The organism is Devosia sp. ZW T5_3, from assembly GCF_044987315.1.
GTDB lineage: Bacteria > Pseudomonadota > Alphaproteobacteria > Rhizobiales > Devosiaceae > Devosia.
Genome location: NZ_JBJDRE010000004.1, coordinates 142,017 through 161,208, shown reverse-complemented (window position 1 = coordinate 161,208; position 19,192 = coordinate 142,017). Strand labels below are relative to the sequence as shown.

21 protein-coding genes are annotated in these 19,192 nt (G+C 62.4%); 8 read left to right on the top strand and 13 right to left on the bottom strand.

Translation table 11 applies throughout. From position 1 onward, the window contains the following. Positions 1–115: 115 nt before the first annotated feature. The 11 genes from ACI3KW_RS06675 to ACI3KW_RS06625 form a co-directional block, all read right to left on the bottom strand. A complete protein-coding gene (locus tag ACI3KW_RS06675) occupies positions 116–1,528 on the bottom strand; it encodes an amidase (protein ID WP_404847422.1) in 1,413 nt (470 codons plus the stop codon). Further along, positions 1,525–2,100, bottom strand: coding sequence for a nucleoside 2-deoxyribosyltransferase (locus tag ACI3KW_RS06670; RefSeq protein WP_404847421.1), 576 nt, complete (start codon positions 2,098–2,100; stop codon positions 1,525–1,527). The genes ACI3KW_RS06675 and ACI3KW_RS06670 overlap by 4 nt, the downstream gene beginning before the upstream one ends. After that, positions 2,100–2,684, bottom strand: a complete 585-nt coding sequence (locus ACI3KW_RS06665) for an AAA family ATPase (RefSeq protein WP_404847420.1) — start codon at positions 2,682–2,684, stop codon at positions 2,100–2,102. Before ACI3KW_RS06665 ends, ACI3KW_RS06670 begins: the two co-directional genes overlap by 1 nt. A 7-nt stretch (positions 2,685–2,691) precedes the next feature. Beyond that, the gene (locus tag ACI3KW_RS06660) at positions 2,692–2,994 is read right to left on the bottom strand and encodes a cupin domain-containing protein (protein WP_404847419.1); all 303 of its coding nucleotides are present in this window, start codon (positions 2,992–2,994) and stop codon (positions 2,692–2,694) included. Between the two features lie 4 nt (positions 2,995–2,998). Further along, on the bottom strand, positions 2,999–3,775 hold the full coding sequence (locus ACI3KW_RS06655) for an ABC transporter permease (protein WP_404847418.1): 777 nt from the start codon (positions 3,773–3,775) through the stop codon (positions 2,999–3,001). Then, complete coding sequence (locus ACI3KW_RS06650; RefSeq protein WP_404847417.1) at positions 3,772–4,530, bottom strand: ABC transporter permease; 759 nt, start codon at positions 4,528–4,530, stop codon at positions 3,772–3,774. Before ACI3KW_RS06650 ends, ACI3KW_RS06655 begins: the two co-directional genes overlap by 4 nt. Further along, complete coding sequence (locus ACI3KW_RS06645; protein WP_262167361.1) at positions 4,530–5,339, bottom strand: ABC transporter ATP-binding protein; 810 nt, start codon at positions 5,337–5,339, stop codon at positions 4,530–4,532. The genes ACI3KW_RS06650 and ACI3KW_RS06645 overlap by 1 nt, the downstream gene beginning before the upstream one ends. A gap of 13 nt (positions 5,340–5,352) precedes the next feature. Further along, entirely contained in the window at positions 5,353–6,192 is an 840-nt protein-coding gene (locus tag ACI3KW_RS06640) for an SDR family NAD(P)-dependent oxidoreductase (protein WP_404847416.1), read from the bottom strand. Positions 6,193–6,194: 2 nt separating this feature from the next. After that, positions 6,195–7,589: an amidohydrolase family protein gene (locus ACI3KW_RS06635; protein WP_404847415.1), complete on the bottom strand. Its 1,395-nt coding sequence runs from the start codon at positions 7,587–7,589 to the stop codon at positions 6,195–6,197. 61 nt (positions 7,590–7,650) lie between these two features. Next, positions 7,651–8,664: an ABC transporter substrate-binding protein gene (locus ACI3KW_RS06630; protein WP_404847414.1), complete on the bottom strand. Its 1,014-nt coding sequence runs from the start codon at positions 8,662–8,664 to the stop codon at positions 7,651–7,653. Between the two features lie 156 nt (positions 8,665–8,820). Continuing rightward, positions 8,821–9,849 carry an ABC transporter substrate-binding protein gene (locus ACI3KW_RS06625; RefSeq protein ID WP_404847413.1) on the bottom strand — a complete coding sequence of 343 codons (1,029 nt, stop codon included), beginning with the start codon at positions 9,847–9,849 and terminating at the stop codon, positions 8,821–8,823. Positions 9,850–9,973: 124 nt separating this feature from the next. On the opposite strand from ACI3KW_RS06625, the gene ACI3KW_RS06620 reads away from it, so the two are divergent. Then, positions 9,974–10,876 carry a MurR/RpiR family transcriptional regulator gene (locus ACI3KW_RS06620; protein ID WP_404847412.1) on the top strand — a complete coding sequence of 301 codons (903 nt, stop codon included), beginning with the start codon at positions 9,974–9,976 and terminating at the stop codon, positions 10,874–10,876. Positions 10,877–10,881: 5 nt separating this feature from the next. Here ACI3KW_RS06620 and ACI3KW_RS06615 read toward each other — a convergent pair whose 3' ends face one another. Further along, entirely contained in the window at positions 10,882–11,838 is a 957-nt protein-coding gene (locus tag ACI3KW_RS06615) for a nucleoside hydrolase (protein ID WP_404847411.1), read from the bottom strand. Between the two features lie 328 nt (positions 11,839–12,166). Between ACI3KW_RS06615 and ACI3KW_RS06610 the strand changes: the two genes are divergently transcribed. The 7 genes from ACI3KW_RS06610 to ACI3KW_RS06580 all read left to right on the top strand — a co-directional run bounded on the left by ACI3KW_RS06610 (position 12,167) and on the right by ACI3KW_RS06580 (position 18,382). Next, positions 12,167–12,592 carry a nitroreductase family deazaflavin-dependent oxidoreductase gene (locus ACI3KW_RS06610; protein ID WP_404847410.1) on the top strand — a complete coding sequence of 142 codons (426 nt, stop codon included), beginning with the start codon at positions 12,167–12,169 and terminating at the stop codon, positions 12,590–12,592. 122 nt (positions 12,593–12,714) lie between these two features. Then, positions 12,715–13,728 (top strand): glucose-6-phosphate dehydrogenase (coenzyme-F420), encoded by a 1,014-nt coding sequence (gene fgd / locus ACI3KW_RS06605; protein ID WP_404847409.1) that lies wholly within the window; start codon positions 12,715–12,717, stop codon positions 13,726–13,728. Next, the gene (cofE, locus tag ACI3KW_RS06600) at positions 13,725–14,558 is read left to right on the top strand and encodes a coenzyme F420-0:L-glutamate ligase (protein WP_404847408.1); all 834 of its coding nucleotides are present in this window, start codon (positions 13,725–13,727) and stop codon (positions 14,556–14,558) included. The genes fgd and cofE overlap by 4 nt, the downstream gene beginning before the upstream one ends. A gap of 2 nt (positions 14,559–14,560) precedes the next feature. After that, entirely contained in the window at positions 14,561–15,511 is a 951-nt protein-coding gene (locus ACI3KW_RS06595; protein ID WP_404847407.1) for a putative F420-0 ABC transporter substrate-binding protein, read from the top strand. Then, a complete protein-coding gene (locus tag ACI3KW_RS06590; protein ID WP_404847406.1) occupies positions 15,511–16,527 on the top strand; it encodes a putative F420-0 ABC transporter permease subunit in 1,017 nt (338 codons plus the stop codon). Before ACI3KW_RS06595 ends, ACI3KW_RS06590 begins: the two co-directional genes overlap by 1 nt. Then, on the top strand, positions 16,524–17,315 hold the full coding sequence (locus ACI3KW_RS06585) for an ABC transporter ATP-binding protein (protein WP_404847405.1): 792 nt from the start codon (positions 16,524–16,526) through the stop codon (positions 17,313–17,315). Before ACI3KW_RS06590 ends, ACI3KW_RS06585 begins: the two co-directional genes overlap by 4 nt. Positions 17,316–17,380: 65 nt before the next feature. Further along, the gene (locus ACI3KW_RS06580; protein ID WP_404847404.1) at positions 17,381–18,382 is read left to right on the top strand and encodes a TIGR03842 family LLM class F420-dependent oxidoreductase; all 1,002 of its coding nucleotides are present in this window, start codon (positions 17,381–17,383) and stop codon (positions 18,380–18,382) included. 24 nt (positions 18,383–18,406) lie between these two features. On the opposite strand, the gene ACI3KW_RS06575 is transcribed toward ACI3KW_RS06580, so the two are convergent. Next, positions 18,407–19,171: a 2-keto-4-pentenoate hydratase gene (locus ACI3KW_RS06575; RefSeq protein WP_404847403.1), complete on the bottom strand. Its 765-nt coding sequence runs from the start codon at positions 19,169–19,171 to the stop codon at positions 18,407–18,409. Positions 19,172–19,192: the final 21 nt, after the last annotated feature.

Below are 19,192 nucleotides of genomic sequence, written 5' to 3'. Positions count from 1 at the left end.
TCGCTTGGCGAAAGCCAAAGACAATAATGTTGTACGATTGATGGAGACGATTTTGGCAGGGACGCCGCAGTGGTGATCTGCACGGGGGTAGTTGGCCATCGATAGTTCGATGGTTTCAATTTGCTTCAGCAGGGCTCATCAGTTCGGCAAGGCGGATCGGTGTGTAGTCTTCAAGATATGGGCCGATGATCTGTACCCCGAGCGGGCGGCCGTCCGGGGTTTTGCCGACAGGCATCACTGTGGCCGGAAGGCCGGCGGCGGTGGCAAGGCTCGCCCAGGCGACGGTATCTCCGGCGTCGATCGTTTGTCCGTCCACCTCGATATGGGTAGCGGCCGCGTCGGCGTGGGTTAGGGCAGGGACCGAGGTGGGCGGACAGATCACGGCATCATAGGGCTTGAAGAGTTCCCGCCAGGCCCGGCGCAATTTTACGCGGGCTTCGTTGGCCACCAGCCAGTCGGCATGCGAGATGACGCTGGCACGCAGGCGCATGGCAGATATGGATTGATCTTCGGGGAGGAGGGCCGCGACTTTTGCGCGGCCTTGTTCGGCCGCTTCTGCTGTCTGCCCCAGGCCCAGGGCTCCGCCCAGCAGCGCCATGTAGATGGATGTGCTTTGGGCAGGATCGGGAATGATGCCGAGCGCCGATTGTACCGAGGCGCCGCGGCGGGCGAGGGCCAGGGCGAAGGTTTCGACGGCTTGGCGAACGCAGGGTTCGGTGGGCACGAGCGGATGTTCGGGCAGCACCAGGACGCGGAAATCGGAAACCGTATCATGCCGGGCTGCGGGAAGAGCGAGGCGGTAGCCGGTGGCTTCGTCAAGGTCCGGACCGGCCATGATGGAAAGGCCTAGCGCAAGGTCGCGGGCACTGTTGGCCATGGGGCCAGGCGCCGACATGTCGAGGCGGGCCTTGCGCCCAGCGAGAACATGCCCGCGCAGGGGTAGCAGGCCGGCGGTGGAATTGTGCCCGAAGATGCCGCAGAAGTGGGCGGGGCCGCGGATGGACCCGCCAAGGTCGGAGCCGATGTCGAGTGCGGAGAGACCGGCAGCAATGGCGGCGGCGGCGCCCGAGGACGAGCCGCCGGGCGTGTGGCCGGGTGCAAGAGGATGGTCGGTACGGCCATAGACGGCATTGGTGGCGTTCCAGCCGCTCAGACCCTCGGACACATTGGTCTTGCCAAGAATAATCGCACCGGCAGCGCGCAGGCGGCCGACGACAACAGCGTCTTCGGCCGCAATGGCGTGGCGGAAGGCTTCGAGACCCCAGGAGGTTGGCAGACCGGCGGTGTCGAAGGATTCCTTGATCGTAACGGGTACGCCCAACAGCGGCAGGCGCTCGCCGGCGGCCAGGCGCTTGTCGGCTTCTACCGCGGCGCGGCGGGCGCGGTCAAAGTCGTGGACCACCACGGCATTTATGGCGCCGTCCTTGGCCTCGATGGCGGCAATCGCTGTTTCCGTGAGGTCCCTTGCCGAGAGCACACCCGTCGCGAGGTCCGCGGCGAGTGCGGTGGCATCCTTGTTCACGGTCATGGTGCTTTGTCGTACCAATCCCGGGCGGCCTTGAGGGCCAACTCGAACACCGAAAGGTCACTCCAGGGCAGGGCAGCACCAGCGGGCGCGCGGGCGACGAGGCCGCCGCGGGCGATGATCCCCCCGTCAAGCATGAGGTTGTCCATCATGGCGTGGTCCTCGACCATCCAGCCGTCACTATGACCGCGCACCATGCCGTCGGCAGCCGGCCCGACCTGACCGGCATAATAGTCTTGGGTCAAACGGACATCGTAATAGCGTGGGTCATTGGTATAGGCGAAGGCATCCTTGCCCAGGGCGCACATGAAGCCGATCTCGTAGGCCGTTCCGACATCGGCCGACACCCCGCGAAAAGGCGTCATATTGGCGAGAACGAAATCGGAGCCGCGCATCACCTCTTCATTGGCCTTGCTGATGGCCATGCCGAAGGCGAACTTTTCTGCGGGAAAGTCGCCCGATTCAAAGCTATTGGCTTCAAACCCATATTGTCGGGCCAAGGCACCCTTGCGGGCGATGATGTCGGCCCCATCCGAAAAGAAGACTTCGGGACCGGCAATATAAACCTTTTTCATCAGGCAAGCTCACCCGCAGCAATGGCCGCCATGATGCGGTCGCGATAGGAGGTGTCGACGTCCGTGACCTTGTTTTCGACGCGGCTGGCTTCGTTCATGAAGTGCTCGTAGCCCCGGCCCATTTCCCAGCCTCGTTTGGTGTGCATGTCGATGGCGAAGTCCGGCACCTCCGGTCCCTTGCCGCGCACCTGGTTTTCGAGCTTGGCGAAATTGACCATGTCGTCGGTCGTACGATCCTTGGGACTGTCGGCGATCAGACGAATGGCGTGGGCGGCGAAAAGGAAGCGATCGCCGATCGGACGCGGATAGCGCGCGTGGTTGCGATAGAGCGCGTCGATGGTGACGATCAGGTCCTTGTTGCCGTAGCCGACGTCTTCGACCGCAATCACGATAAGGCGGGACCAGAGCATTTCCTCCATTTCCGCGCTCGTCATGTACATCTCATAGGCGATGAGCAGGGCGGTTTCGGAGAGGCCACGCCGCAGGCTCTTCTGAAGGCCGGAGATCACCTCGTCGGCGGGCAGGCCATGCAAGGTCTTGACGTTCTGCCAGGGATCGGGCGGGAGAGTTACTTTAGTGCTCATCTGGGTCCTACTTGAGTTCGATTTCGACGAATTCGACAGTGTTGTCTGAGAGGTTGGCGACGTCGTGCTCGGCGCCGAGGGTGCGAAAATAGGATTCGCTCGGGACATAGTCGACGTCGCGGGTGGAGCCATCCTTGTCGATGATGGTCAGCGTGCCGGCGCGGGTTGGGACAACGACATAGTCATGGCCATGGGTGTGCCAGCCGGTGTCGGTGCCGGGTGGAAAGGTATAGCGGGTCACCCTGACCTGTTCATTGTCCACCTGCACGGTGGCGATACAGGGTTTAAGGTCTTCGATTTTGTGCGGCATCGGTTCATTTCCACTTGTCGTTGACGAACTTCTCGGCGGCCACCGCCGAGGTGAAGCATAGCACCGAGATTACCGTGGCGATGACGCTGGTGCCGAAGGCCCGTTCCGTCGCAAATTCGGTCGCCGATTGGCGGAAAAGAAAGCCGAGGCCGCTCTTGCCCATCAGGAATTCGGCCAGCATGGCCGAAAGCACCGCTGGCGGCGCCGAAAGACGCAGGGCAATCATCCAGTTGGGCACCGCCGAAGGCAGGACCAGATGGACGAACCGACGCCAGCGATTGGCCCCGAGCACCTTGAAGAGATCGCTGCTGCCGGCAGGAAGCGCGTTGAGGCCGGCGGCGGTGAAAACGAAGGCGGGGAAAAAGGAAATGATGATGACGATGCCCAGTACCGTCTTCATGTCATAGCCCAGCAGGCGGGCGAGAACCGGGATCAAGGCGACAACGGGCACGGATGAGAAGATTAGCCCGAGCGGCACCAGAATGCCGCTCAGGATGCGCGACGACCAGGCGATGATCGCCACCATGGTGCCGAGCGCCATGCCCAGGATCAGACCGGCTGCAGCCAGAAACAGGGTCTGGCCGGCATTGGCGAGATAAACGCCCGGATTGAAGACAATGTCGCCCACAACGCTGATCGGGTGCGGAATGACGATGGAGTTGACGCCCGTGATCGTCACCCATGCCTGCCAGGCGATGAGAACGCCGGCGACGCCCCAATAGCGGGAAACGAGGGTCTTTACCCAGTCGAGCGGGCCCTTGGTTTGCGATAACTGGTTCATTTGTACCGTCCGTAAACGAACTGTTCGAGCAGGCCCATGAGGCCGAAGACGATCAGGGAGGCGGTCGAGGCAATCAATACGGCGCTCCAGAGCAGGGGAATCTGGAAATTCTGCATGGCGCTGACCATGAGCAGGCCCAGGCCACGCGAGGAGCCGAACCACTCGCCCAGGATGGCGCCGATGAAAGCCGCCGGCACCGAGTATTTCAGGCCGCTGACGATGGCTGGTAGGGCAGCGGGCAGATCGAGGCGGAGCAGACGCGTCATGCGGCTGGAGCCGAGAACCTGGAACAGATCCCGGTGCCCGGTGGTCGAATTGTTGAGGCCCGAGGTCGTCGACACATAGAGGATGAAGAAGACGTTGAGCGCGGCAATCGCCATGCCGGTGAATTCGCGATTGATCAGCACGATGAAGAGCGGGGCCAGCGCGATGGCCGGGATGGCGTGGATGACGCTGGCCAGCCGATCCATGCCAGGGCGCATGACGGGCAGCACATGGACCAGACCGGCAAAGCCGATGCCGGCAACGCTGCCTGCAGCATAGCCCAGCGCCACCATGGTAAAGCTTGCTGCCATGGCCCGGCCGAAAAGCGGGGCGCGGGAAGGCTCGAACATGAATTGGAACACCGCGCTCAGCGGCGGCCAGGTCAGGCCAGCAAGGCGATTGGCGCCGATCGTTTCCCACGCTGCGAGGAACAGGGCGATGCCGACAATGCCCAAGGTCAGCGATTGCCAGCGCTCGGCGGTCATCTTCATCAATGGTGCCCTTCAGGTTCGAGGGCGAGGGTGAGTTCGTCGGCCAGGTGATGGAACTCCGTGGTGCGCTGCACATCGGGGCTGCGCGGCCGGGCGAAGGGCACCTGAAGCTCCTTGATGATGCGGCCCGGGCGGCCGCTCATGACGATCACCCGGTCGGCAAGGAAAAGCGCCTCTTCCACCGAGTGCGTGACGAGGAGCGTGGTGATCCGCTGCTCGCTCCAGATGCGCTGCAGTTCGACATTCATGTGGCGCCGGGTAACGGCATCGAGGGCGCCGAAGGGTTCGTCGAGCAACAGGACGTCGGGCTTGAGCGCCAGAGCACGGGCGATGGAAACGCGTTGCCGCATGCCGCCCGAAAGCTGGCGGGGGCGGGCCTTTTCGAAGCCGGACAGTCCAACAAGGGCCAGAAGTTCGGCGATGCGCTTGTCGTCCACCGGACGGCCGGCGACCTTATAGGGCAGGGCAATATTGTCGCGGATCGTCAGCCAGGGCAGCAGGGCATGGTCCTGGAAGGCGACGCCGAGGCGGTGGGCCTTGGACAGGTCGGTGGGATTGCTGCCTTCCACGGTAATGCGACCGGTGCTGGCATCTTCAAGTGCTGCGACGAGGCGCAGGATAGTGCTCTTGCCGCAGCCGGAAGGGCCCAGCAACGCGACGAATTCGCCTTGCCCGATCTTGATGTCGACATCGTCGATGGCCTTGAGTTCCTGGCCGCCATCGAGCGTGAAGGTCTTGCCGACGTGATCGACATTGATGGCCCAGGCTTCGACGGTAGACGTGGGGGCAGGGGAGATGGGAGCGTTCATCGGCGTCTCGAGTTCAATAAGGGGTGTCGCCGGCATCGGCATTGACCGCCTGGCCACGGATCATCATGGCGTCGTCGGTGAGCAGAAATGACACGATGCGCGCCACTTCGCGCGGTTCGGTGTGGCGCCCCAGGGTTGCGCTCTGCATCTGGGCAAAGACGTCATCGGCGGGCGTCTGGGTGAGCCCGGAATAGACAGCGGCCACTTCGCGCAACATCGGCGTAGCCATGCCGCCGGGGCAGACGCAGTTGACGTTGATGTCATAAGGCGCGAGCGCCTCGGCCAGGGTCCGGGTGAGGTTGATCAAGGCCGCTTTGCTCGCGCTATAGGCCATGGAATCGACATGGCCCTTCTTGCCCGCTTCCGAAGCGATATTGACGATGGCGCCGCGAACACCGTCGGCGATCATCTGCCGGGCAGCGAGCCGGGCGAGGTCATAGGCGCCGAAGAGGTTGACTTCGAACTGGCGGGTCCAATCGGCGCGGGAAATGGCGAGCGGATCGGCATGCAGGACAATGCCGGCGCAATTGACGAGCCCGTCCAAACCGCCGAGCCATTCGATGGATTTGGAGGCACATTGGGCACTGGCAGCTTCGTCGGCCACATCGAGCGCATAGCCGAAGACATTGTTGGTGCTGCCGCCCAGTTCGGTCACCGCTGCATCGACCGCATCCTGGCGGAGGTCGACGACGACGACCTTTGCGCCTTGTCCGATCAAGAGGTTGGCAATGGCCTTACCGAGGCCGCCTGCGGCGCCGGTGACAATGAAGCGCTTGCCGGCATGGACCGGAAAGATCGCCGGCTCACGGATGGGGAGGGGACCCCTGCTTTGGATAGTCTCGAATTTCGTCATGGTCAGGCCACCAATTTTTCGAAGCGCTCGGTTATTACAGGCAGGCGTTGCTTGAGCTTGGCCTTGATGGCTTCGGCATCGATCCCCTGTAGTTCCCGATCCTTCATCACCACCTTGCCGTCGACGACGACCGTCTCGACGTCCCTGCCCACCAATACGCTCGCGGCTATGAACAGGGGATCGTAGAGGGGAGCCGCATCCATCATGGAGGTGTCGCAGAGGATAAAATCAGCCTTCTTGCCCACTTCCAGACTACCGACCTGATCGAAAATGCCGAGCGCCCGTGCGCCACCCTGGGTGCCGATCTTGAGTAGTTCTTCGGCCGAAATCGGCTCGCGTTCGTGATAGACGGCGCTGTTGACAGCCTGCTGGCCGACGCGGGCCACATGGGCGACCTGAAAGATGTCGAGCGTACCGCCCGCGCCGGGACCGTCCGTGCCGAGGCCGATGTCGATGCCACGGCGCCACATTTCGATGAGGCGGGGCGAGCCGATCGAATAATTGTTGAAGCCGCAATGGCAGGCCGAAAGCCGGTGCCTTTCGTAAAGGTCCACCTCCCGGGGGGAGAGCAGGACCGAATGGGCACAATGGAGGTGATGGCTGAGGACACCGATCTGGTCGAGCCATTCGGTGGGGCGTTTGCCGAATTTTTCGAGCGTGTAGTCGATCTCGTAGCTGCCCTCGCAGAGGTGGGTGTGGATCTTTACATCGAGCGTGCGCGACGCTGCGGCAATGTCGCGGATGAGGTCAGGCGAGCAGACGATCACCTGGCGGAGCGAGAGCCAGGCCGAGACGCGGCCATTGCTCTTCCAGCGTTCGACCAGCGCCACATTGCGCTCCAGCGCTTCGTCATGGCTCATCAGCATGTTGGCCGGAACTTCGGCGCCGATAGTCTCGCTCTGGTCGATCGTGGACAGCGCGATGAAGCCGCGAATGCCCACGTCCATGGCGGCGCGGCCCATTTCGTCCGGATGCGGCCCGCCGGCTTCGGCAAAGCAGGTGGTGCCGACCTGAAGCATGTTGGAATAGGCCACGAGGCCGGAGAGATAGACGTCTTCGGGGTCGAGGCAGCTTTCCCATGGGATGAGATAGTTCTTCCAGACGGGCAGCTTGAGCGGGCGGCCGCGGGCAATGTCCTGCAACTTGCCGCGCAGCAATTGCTGGCCGGTATGAAAATGTGCGTCGATTAGGCCCGGCAGGATGATGCGGCCATTGCCATTGATGACCGTCTTGCCCTTGTAGCGCCCCGCTTCATTGGTTGGGCCCATCCAGACGATCCGGTTGCCGTCCACGGCGATGGCGCCGTCGCGGATGACGCGGTTCTCCTTGTCGAGCGTGACGATTTTGGCGCCGGTGACGAGAAGGTCGACGTCTTGGGGTTCCTGGGTCTGGGTCATCTGAAAATCCTAAAATCAAAGGCAGAGACCCGCGCCGTGAATGCCGGCGCGGGCGGCAGGGTCAGGCCAATTTGAGCGCGTCTGCGACGATCGATGTGTCGATGATGTCGCCGATGGGCGGCAGGTCGGTGCGGCCGGTAGCGCGCGCCGCGTCATACATCGGACCTTCCATTTTGGCGGGGTCGAGGGCGTAGAGCGGGAAGTCCGGATCGCCGCCGGGCCGCATGAAGCCGATTTGCAATTCGTTCTGGCGGGTCTGCTGATCGACATCGAGGCCGAAATCGGCGCCATATTTGTCGACCGTGATCTTGGCGCCAAGGGCGGGGTCGGCCTCGTCGGCCTTGAAGCCCTTGATGATGGCCGCGGTATATTTGACCAGCGCATCGCGATTGGCTTCGAGATAGGCCCGGGAGACGAAAGCGATGCCGGCATAGCCGGGAAAGCCCAGTTCGTCGAAGGACCGGAAGAAGAAGTCCTTGTCGCGCACCAAGCCCATCTGTTCGAGCGTGATTGTCTGGTTCGTGGCAAAGGCGGTGTAGCCTTGTCCATCGCCGGCCACCAAGGGCTCAGGCGAGAAGCCGGCGGTGACCATTTCCCAGTCATTGGGCAGGCCATTGAGGCTCAGCGTCGCCTCAATAGAGGTCTGCTCGGCAGGACCCTGGGCCAGGATTTTCTTGCCCACGATGTCCTTGGGTTCGAGGATCGGTGCGGTAGCGAGCGAGATGATACCAAGTGGCGAGGTCTGCATACGCGCGGCAATGATGACGAAGTCATTGCCCTTGCCCACGGCGTCAAGGAAAGGCATCCAGCTCGTATAGCCGATTTCTGCGCTGCCAGCGGCGACCATGGTCAAGGGATCGGGGGCGTTGGGACCGCCCGGCATGACGGTGACGTCGAGCCCCTCCTCGGCGAAATAGCCATTTTCGAGGGCGAGCCAATGGTCGACATATTCGACATTGGAGATCCAGCCCAATTGCACGCGCAGCGGCGTCAAGTCCTGAGCGAAGAGGCCTCGGGGAAGCCCGGCGGCAGCCAGGCCAAGGGCGGCGGATTTGAGCAGAGTGCGTCTTTGCATCGTGGCAGACTCCGGAATTTCCGTTGGAACAGGCGAAGGCATTGACCGTCCGGAGGATGCCGGACGGCGTTGGGCGGAATGGCGATGACCTCTTGGCGATTTTCCTCAACGTCCCGTGCTTGGGGAGAGGAGCCGATGGGCCTGTCCAGCAGCAGATCAGAGCGTCGCGTAAGCCTCTTCGGCGATGCTGAAATCGACGAGATCGGCAAGCGGCGGAACCGTACGGCCGACTGCTTGAGCGGCTTCCGTCATGTTGCCGGTGATGTCGGCGGGATCGAACAGATAGAGCTTATAGTCCGGCGCTGGCTTCATCAGCGGGATCTGGAGTTCCATCTGACGGGTCTGCTGGGCCAGATCGAGGCCGAGATCGGCACCGTAATTGTCAACAACGATCTGCGCCGCATAGGCGGGGTCGGCAAAGGCGTATTCCCAGCCCTTGATCATGGCACGCGTGTATTTGACCAGCGTCTCGCGGTTTTCCGCGACGTAGTCCTTTTTGGCCACCATTAGACCAGCCTTCACGACATAGCCAATGTCGTCGAAGAGCGTCACGATGAAGTCCTGGCCCTGCACCATGCCCATATTTTCAAGCGTGATCGGCTGGTTGGTAGCAAAGCAGAGATAGACGTCGCCATCGCCGGCCAGCAGTGGTTCGGGGGAGAAGCCCGTGGGGATGACTTCGTAGTCGAGCGGCAAGCCTGCCTTGGCCAGCACTGCGTCGAAGATGGAGGTGTCGGATGGGTTCTGGGCGAGAATGCGTTTGCCCACGAGGTCTTGCGGCGTGCGCACCGGGTTAGCGGCGAGAGACAGCAATCCCGAGGGGCTCTTTGCCCAGGCAGAACCGAGAATTTGAAAATCGTTGCCCTTGCCGATGGCGTCAAGCAAGGGCATCCAATTGGCAAAGGCGACTTGGGCCGCGTCGGAGGCAAGGGAAACCAGGACGTCAGGGGCGTTGGGTCCGCCGGCGAGGTAGGGCGCATCCAGGCCCTCCTCGGTGAAATAGCCCTGGTCGAGCGCGGCCCAGAAGCCGGCATATTCAACATTGGAGATCCAGCCAAAGGCGGTGGTGATACCGGCTGTTTCCTGGGCGAATAGCGGACGGGGCAGCCCACCAGCGAGAAGGCCCGCTGCCCCTGCCATTAGCAGGTGGCGCCGGGTTAGTTCAAAATCCCTGTTCTTCGGCACTTTTGACGTTCCCTTGGCATCAACTGACCTCCCGCTCTGCTTGCAAGTTTCTTCCCTTGCAATCTCTTGTTACAGTGACGCTACCACACGTAATATCTTTTACAAGATTGTTTTGAGGCAAAAAATGGTGATGCATAAAAAAGCGGCAACTGGCTATTTGCCCGCCGGTTCGGTCGTGGCGGAGCGCATCGAGGCGGCTTATCCCGAGATGTCGCAAGCCCTTCAGACGTTTGCAGATTTTGTGCTGAGTGAGCCAATCCGCATTGCCCATATGTCGATCAACGAGACCGTGCAGGCAACCGGGGTTTCGGTGGCAACGGCCAACCGGTTTGCGCGCAAGCTTGGCTTTGAGGGGTATGCGCAGTTTCGCGGGGAGGTGATCCGAGGTTTTGAGTCCATCTTCGAGCCGGTCGAACGGCTGAGGACGACACTGTCGAAGGGCTCAAGCGTACAGGATGCGGTGTTGGCCTCTCTCGAGGAGGACTTGCGCAACCTCAGTGAGACCATGCAGGGGCTCGACACCACGCGCATCGAGCAGGCCGTCAACATGATTTTGGCCGCGCGCAACATCTTCTTCATCGCCTTCGATGCCGCGGCGGCCTTGGCCAACGTCATGTCCCATCGGCTCGAACTGGCTGGCCACTACGCCCGCACGATCGACAATGGTGGCGGCATGCTGTCGGCTTCGCGCGCACTTTCGCACTACGACGAGAACGATCTGGTCATCGCGATCGCTTTTCCGCGCTATATGCGTGAGACGGTGGAACTGGCAACGGCCGCGCATCGGCGGTCCATCCCTGTCCTCTCGATTACCGACAACCAGACTTCGCCACTGGCACGGTTGGGTACGCTCACGCTCTATGTGCGCGCCCGCCGCACCTATAGTTCGACTTCGGACACTGCCATTCTCGCCATGCTCGAAGCCTTGGCTGCCGGGGTGGCGGCCAAGTCACCGGGTGCTGCGGATGCCGCGCAGAAATTTGCGGACTTCGCCTATCCCTGGCTGATTACGCCGGAAGGTCGGTAGGCGCTTCAGGTACCCATCACCATGGTTTCTACAAACAGGGCTTCGAACTTTTCGGCCTCGACGGCGACGGCCACCTCGGCATTGGGCACCGTCGTGCCAGTGCGCCGCCGATCGGGGATGACTTGGCCGCGGGTCAGTTCGCCCACGCATTCGACATCGACCTGCATGGCTTCGAGGGACACGATGGAGGGATATTCCGCCACGGCCACCGCCAGAGGATCGTGCAGGGCGCAATAGGTGATGTCCGGATATTGCGCCTGATAGGCAGCCAGATAGAAGCGCGCTGCCTGCATAACGATACCGGCTGCCGGACCGCCGCGGGTGGCAATGTCGTCCATCATCGGAGCGGTCAGCTTGGTCTTCATGGTGACGTCCATGCCAACCATGGTGATCTTGGCACCGGACTTGAGCACGATGCGGGCGGCTTCAGGATCGTTGAAGAAATTGGCGTCTGCTACAGGGCTCGGAATGCCGGGCACCCCTGGATGCCAGATCGTGCCACCCATGAGCACGATGCCGGCGAGTTTTTCGGCAATATCGGGTGCTTTCATCAGGGCATGGGCCACATTTGTCATTGGACCCACCGGGACCAGGGTCAATTCCCCTGGACTGGCCCGGACCAGCTCGATGATGAAATCGGGGGCCCAGATGTCGAGCGCCTTGGCCTTGGGGGCGGGCAGTTCGACATTGCCGATGCCGTTTGCCCCATGGATGCGACTGCCGAGCTTGGTGAAGGGGCGGGTCAGGGCGCGCGAGGCACCCGAGGCCACGGGAATTTCCGGGCATCCTGCTGCTTCCAGAATTTGCAGGCTGTTCCGCGTCGCAGCGGCAACGTCAATATTACCATAGGTCGTGGTCAGCGCCTCAAGCGTAATGCCGGGCCGATTGACGGCATAGAGGATCGCCATGGCGTCGTCGATTCCGGTGTCGACATCGAGGATGATGCGGCATTGTTTTGGCACGAGGCGGCTCCGAAAGTGTGTGTGGGGGATGGTACGGAGCCTATCGACTGTAATTTATTTTGCAATTCCTTGCGGAGGTGAAAATTTCACACCAGCGGGTGTGGGCCAAGGGTGGCGATTTCTCGGCTTCGTGCCGCCCCTGCTGCGTGAATCCGCACGGAACCTATTTCCACCCGCCATTGCTCGAAGTGTTGGCGCGGGGCATGGTGATCTGCGGCGCGGAATACCTATATGGGCGGAATACCTATATGGATCGTGTCTAGAGGCACTGGAACGGCCGAGCCGAATTCAACTTAAACGGCGAAGCGGACCCCAAGAGGAGCACAGCATGAGCGACTTCAATGATCAGGTGATTGCCGATTTCAACCAGAACGGGGGGCATCCCGGTGGCATGTTTGCGGGCGCTCCGGTGCTGCTGCTGCACGCTATCGGCGCCAAGTCCGGCTTGGAGCGGGTTCAGCCGCTCATGTATCTTCGCCTGCAGAACGACGGTCCCTGGTATATTTTTGCCTCCTATGGCGGCGCCCCCAAAGACCCCGCATGGTTCCGTAACCTGCTGGCGCACCCCGATGTCGAAATCTCCGTTGGCGATGGCACGACTATCGAGAAAATCCCGGTCCGTGCGCGGGTTGTCGAGGGCAGCGAACGCGACACCATTTATGCCGAACAGGCCCGCCGCTTTCCGCAATTCGCCAAATACGAAGAAGTGACGACCCGCGATATCATCCCGGTGATTGAACTCACCGCCCGCTGATCAGGCCCCGCGTGTTTGGGCTGCAATCGGAAAGGCGGCGAGCGACTTTTCCGATTGGCAATTGACTTGCTTTGAATTTTGACCAAACGATCAAATAAACGGGTCGTGGGAGAATTTTGAACATGCGCTTCGGGTATAAGGCATCGGCAGAGCAGTTTGCTCCCAGTGCCCTGCTTGGCTTCGCCGTGGAGGCGGAGCAGGCCGGGTTTGACAGCGTTTTCGTCAGCGATCATTTCCAGCCCTGGAAACATACCGATGGCCATGCCCCGTTTGCGCCGGCCTGGATTGCGGCAGTGCTGGCGCGGACCGAGCGCATCGTGCTGGGCACGTCGGTGCTGACGCCGACCTTTCGGATGCATCCCTCGGTGGTGGCGCATGCCTTCGGCACGCTGGGCGCCATGTTTCCCGGCCGGGTGATCCTGGGCGTCGGCACGGGTGAATCCCTCAATGAAGTGCCGGCGACTGGCCTCGAATGGCCCGAACTCAAGGAGCGCTCGGCGCGCCTGCGCGAGGCGGTCAAGCTGATCCGCTTGCTCTGGAGCGAGGACCGCGTGAGCTTTGAGGGCGAATATTACAAGACCGTCAACGCCACGATCTACGACAAGCCGGCCGAGCCGGTGCCGATCTATATCGCGGCCGGTGGCCCGCTCAACGCCAAATATGCAGGCCGGGCCGGCGACGGTTTTATCTGCACGTCCGGCAAGGGCCCCGAGCTTTATGTCGATCAGCTGCTGCCCAATGTCGAAATCGGCCGGGCCGAGTCCGAGCTGGCGGGAAAACCCTTCGAGCGCATGATCGAGGTCAAGGTGTCGTTCGATACCGATCCCGACCGGGCCTTGAATGACACGCGCCATTGGGCCGCGCTCTCCCTGTCGGCCGAAGAAAAGCATTCGGTGCAGGACCCCGCTGAAATGGAACGCCTGGCGTTGGAATTGCCGGTCGAGCGGGTCGCCAAGCGCTGGATTGTGTCCAGCGATCCCGACGAGCATGTCGCCGCGATCAAGACCTATATCGATTATGGCTTCGATCATCTGGTCTTCCATGCGCCGGGCACCGACCAAAGCCGGTTTCTTGCCCTTTACGCCAAGGAAATCCTGCCGCGCTTGCGCCAGCTGACGGCGGGCTCGCCATCATGAGGCTGCCGCGCTTTTCCGCCTGGGCCGTGACCGGTATTCCCGAAGTACACGACGGCGACGATCTGGCCACACTGATCTGCGACGCAGTGGACAAGCAGGCCTTGGGCGACGCCGAACTCGCGCTCGCCGAGGGCGATATTCTTGTCGTCGCCAGCAAGATCATCGCCAAGGCGGAGGGGCGCCTGGTCCCGGCGACGGACCGCGAAAAGGCGATCACTGAAGACACCGTCCGTGTCGTGGCAGAGCGGGTCCATGCCGGTGGCGTCACGCGGATCGTGGAAACACGGCAGGGGCTGATCATGGCAGCGGCGGGCATCGATATGTCCAATGTGCCGGACGGCTTTGCGCTGCGCCTGCCCGAGGACCCCGACCTGTCCGCGCGACAGCTCTGCGCCGCCCTGCGTGAGCGCCTGGGGATTTCGCTGGGCATCATCATCACCGACACGTTCGGCCGCCCCTGGCGCGTCGGCCAGACCGATGTGGCCATCGGCGCGGCCGGCCTGCAATTGACCGAAGACATGCGTGGCGGCAATGACGCCAATGGACGCCCGCTGCATGCCACTATCGCCGTGGTGGCTGATGAAATCGCCGGTGCCGCCGATCTGGTCAAGGGCAAGGCCGGCGGCCTGCCGGTTGCTGTGGTGCGCGGGCTGGATCGGCTGGTCACCGGGCTCGATGCGCCGGGTGCGAGATCGCTCGTGCGCTCGCTCGAGGAGGACATGTTCCGCTTCGGTTCGGCGGAAGCCTACCAGCTTGGTTATGACACAGCGCGGGCGGAATTTGAGGGCGGCGCCGCCGCCACGCCGCACGCGGGTAGACAGGGAAATTGATCATGCGCCTTTTCGCGCTCGCACTCGCCACAGTCTTGCCTGCATTGGCCGTCAATCCGGCCCTCGCCGCCACCACCTATCCGCTGACGCTGCAGAATTGCGGCATGGCCGTGACCTTCGACAAAGCTCCCACGCGCGTCGTCAGTATCAAGTCAACCGCGACCGAACTGCTGCTGTCGCTCGGCCTGGCTGATCGCATTGTCGGCGTCGGGTTTCAGGATGGACCCCTGCCTGACGAGCTGGCTGCGGCGGGCGGTCATCTGAGCGTTCTGTCGGACAAGCTGCCATCCCAGGAAGTGGTGCTCGAGACCGAGCCCGATTTTGTCTATGGCGGCTGGGAAAGCAATTTCGCGGCCGATGGCGCCGGCGAGCGGCCGACCCTGGCCGCTCTGGGTGTGGCCAGCTACGTGGCGCCAACCGCCTGCCGCAGCGTCAAGCCACCGAAATTGACCTTCGATGCCATCTTTGGCGAGTTCGAAGAGATGGGCGCCATTTTTGACGTCGAAGCTGCCGCGACCACGCTGGTCGACGCCCAGAAGGCCAGCCTTGCCGCTCTAAAGCCCGGTCCGCGCGGCCTCACCGCCGTGTGGTATTCCTCGGGCACCAAGGCCCCCTACGTGGGCGCAGGCAACAATGCCCCGGCCATGGTGATGGAGGCGCTCGGCCTCAAGAACATTTTTGGCGATGTCGATGACGGCTGGATTTCGGCGAGCTGGGAAGCCGTCGTCGATGCCAATCCCGACGTGATCGTCCTGGTCGATGCTGCGTGGAATTCGGCCGCGCAGAAGAAGAAGCTGCTGGCGGAAAATCCGATCACCAGCCAGCTCGATGCGGTGATCAACCAGCGCTACCTCGTCATTGCGTTCCCGGCGTCCGAGGCTGGCGTGCGCAATGTGCCGGCCACGCTCGACATGGCGCGCCAACTGACGGCGCTTGATCTGCCGACCCCGTGATGGCGCCCAGAGCATCCTATGGTCTCGCCTATGCGGGCCTGTGGGTTCTGTTGCTGGCCAGCGTGGCTATCGCGGTTACTCTCGGGCCGGCTGACATCTCGGTCGGTGAGGTCTGGCAGACCATTTTGCACCATCTGGGGCTGGCCGGAGAGAGCACGATATCGCGCCTGCGCGACGCCATTGTCTGGGAATTGCGGTTGCCGCGCGTGCTGGCCGCCCTAGGCGTTGGCGCCGGGTTGGCGCTGGCGGGTACGGTGATGCAGGTGTTGACCCGCAATCCGCTGGCGGACCCCTATCTTTTGGGCCTGTCCTCCGGCGCGGCACTAGGCGCGGTGATTTTCCTGCTCGCCGGAGCGGCGCTGCTCATGCCGCTGGGCGCCTTTATCGGTAGCCTTACCGCGCTCGCTTTGGCCCTGTTGATCGCCAGATTATTGGGTGGCGCTACACCATCGCGCGCCATTCTCGCCGGCATTTGCATTGCCGCGCTCGCCTCGGCGGGCACTTCGCTGCTGATCTTTTGGTCGGCAACGGGGGATTCCTACCGCGAAATCCTGAGCTGGCTCATGGGCTCACTGAGCGGCACCTCCTGGAGCGATACGGGCCTGGTGGCCCTGGGACTCCTGCTCTGCGCGCCCGTCATCCTGCTGTCCGGGCGAGGGCTTGATGCCTTTGCCTTCGGCGAGACGGCCGCTGCCGGCCTGGGCATCGATGTCACAAGGCAGCGCTGGACGCTTTTGGCCGCGACGGCGCTCCTGACCGGCGTCATGGTCGCCATCGGCGGCGCCATCGGGTTTGTCGGCCTTGTCGTCCCCCACGCGGTCCGGCTTGCCGTGGGCTCGCGCCACCGCGTGCTGCTGCCCATGTCGATGCTGGTCGGCGCCATTTTCATGCTGTGGAGCGACACTGCCGCGCGCAGCCTGTTCGATCCGCGTGAACTGCCAGTCGGCATCGTCACCGCGCTGGTGGGCGCGCCGGCATTCCTGCTCATCCTGCTACGCTACCGGCGGGTGACATGAGTGGGCTGATCATCAAGAACGCCATTGTACGGGCAGGCGAACGGACCATTTTGGCCGATGCCAGTTTTTCGGCCCCCGCTGGTGCCGTCACCGGGCTGATCGGCCCCAATGGCGCAGGCAAGTCGACCCTGATTGCCGCCGTGATGGGCCAGCGGCGTCTGTCCGGTGGCACGATTGCCTTTGATGGCATTGACCTGCCCGGAACGCGAGCCGCCGAGCGGGCCAGGCTATGCGCCCATGTCGAACAATTCGCCACCACCACCGAGCGGCTCAGCGTGCGCGATGTGGTGGCCCTGGGCCGCGTGCCCTTTCAGTCAGACTGGCAGGCCGTGCCCTCGTCCCATGACGACGTCATGGTGACGGACGCGATCGAGGCTCTGGGCATGTCCGCCTTCGGCGACCGGCTCTACCACCGGCTGTCAGGCGGCGAGCAACAGCGTATCCAGATCGCCCGGGCGCTGGCGCAGGAACCGCAGCTCCTGCTGCTCGACGAGCCGACCAGCCATCTCGATATCAAGGCGCAATTGCTGGTGCTGGAAGTCTTGCGGCAGCGGGCCCAGGCAGGCTGTACCATCCTCGTGGCCATGCATGATCTCAATCTGGCCGCCCGCTATTGCGATCATCTCGTGGTGCTCGATAGTGGACGGACAGCAGCCGAGGGGACACCGGCTGATGTGCTGGCCCCGGACCTGCTGTTGCGGGTCTATGGCGTGCAGTCGACGATCGTGAACGTGCCTGGCAGGGACTATCCCATCGTCATTTACGATTCCGCCGTCAATTCCGATTGACAATAGCGAGCTGTCAGCCAAAATTTGATCGTCTGGTCAAATTTCAGTGCGGGGAGCGCGCAGCCATGGAATTCGGGATTACTTTCAAAGGCTTTGTCGACGCCGAGCGGGCTCGATATCTGGTGCGAGCGGCCGAATATGCCGGCTTTACCTATTGCTGGTTCTACGATTCCCACATTCTCTGGCGCGATTGCTACGCCGCCATCGCCATGTGCATGGAACATACCGAGCAGATGCGCTTCGGCCCGCTGGTCACCAATCCCGATGTGCGCGACTGGTCGGTCGCAGCCTCCATCTTCGGCTCGCTGTCCAAACAGAGCGGCGGGCGCTTCGATCTTGCTGTCGGGCGCGGCGATAGCTCGATGCGCGTCATGGGCAAGAAGCCCGCGACCCTGGCCCGCGTCGCCGATTTCATCACCAAGACCAAAGCCATGATCCGCGGCGAGGAAGTTTCCTATGGCGAAATCCCCGCGCCGGTGAAATTTCCCTGGGCCGTCGGCCACGAAATCCCCAGCTGGATTGCCGCCTATGGCCCGCTGGCGCTCAAGACCGCCGGCGAATCTGCCGATGGCGTGGTCTTGCAGATTGCCGATCCGGGCCTCTGCAAATGGTTTACCGACCAGTGCCTCGAAGGGGGCAAGGCTGCCGGCAAGGACATGTCCAATTTCCGCTCAATGGCGGCGGCCCCCGCCTATTTCGGCGACAAGAAAAAGGCGATCGAGGCGGTCAAATGGTTCCCCGCCATGGTTGGCAATCACGTCGCTGATATCGTCGAAAAATACGGCGCCGATTCCGATCAGGTGCCCAAAAGCCTCACCAGCTATGTCGAAAAGCGCCGTGGCTACGACTATTCCAAACACGGCCAGGCCGATAACCCGTTCCTTGATTTCATCACCGATGACATCGTGGAAAGCTTCTGCGTGCTGGGCGAACCGCAGGACCACATCGCCAAGATCCGTGACCTCGAAGCGGCCGGCGTCACCCAGTTCAACATCTATCTCGACTCCGGTGATGAGGAAGAAATCATCTCCCGCTACGGCCGCGAAGTCATCCCGGCATTCCGCTAAGCCGCATCAGGGTCTGAGGGGAAATTAGGTGAGCGCGGCCCAGACGGAGCCAAGGCCGCCGATTTCGCCATGGATAGATTTGGCGCGGCCGATTGGTGCGACTAAGCGCGAGCCTGTCGTAATCACCTGTCCCTTGCGCAAGGAGACGCCACGTGTAGCGGCATGATTTGCCAACAACGCCAATGTGCGCAGGATGGTGTGAAGGTCGCAGCCGGTCGAGGTCGTAGCCACTTCGACGCCATCGAGCTGCAGCGCTGATCCGGCGCCGGCCGGGTCGAAAGCCTGCCAGTCCGCCCTCCCGTCACCAACGACGAAGCCGGCGCTATTCTGCAGGTCGCTCAGCTGTGTCAGCCTGTCTACCTGGTCCCGGTCCGTCCAACTAAAGGAGATGAGTTCGAGCAGGGGGTGAAAGCTTGCAATGGCCTCGCGGACGGTTGGGACATCATAGGGAATGTCCCTCGCTGGCAGATCCTGGCCAAGAGTGAGGGCGATTTCCAGCTCGACAAGGACAATCGGCAACGGGCTCTTGGGTGCCTGATGGCCCTGGTCAAAGACCAGACGTGCTGGCAGAGGCGACAGAAAGGGCGCCGGTTCATCACCAGCAAATATCTTCCAGCCTCCCACCGGGCCAAGCTGGGCGATAATCGCATCCTGAATGCGGTGGGCATCGGCCTGCGATCGTGGCCGCAAATGCTCGGGCAAGTGTGGCAGCGTCGTTCCCGTTTGGCGGGCATCCAGTAAGAGACGGGCCGCCTCAGGCGCTCCAGAAGTGTTCACAATGGTCTCCATTTAGGGAATGCGGCGGGCCGC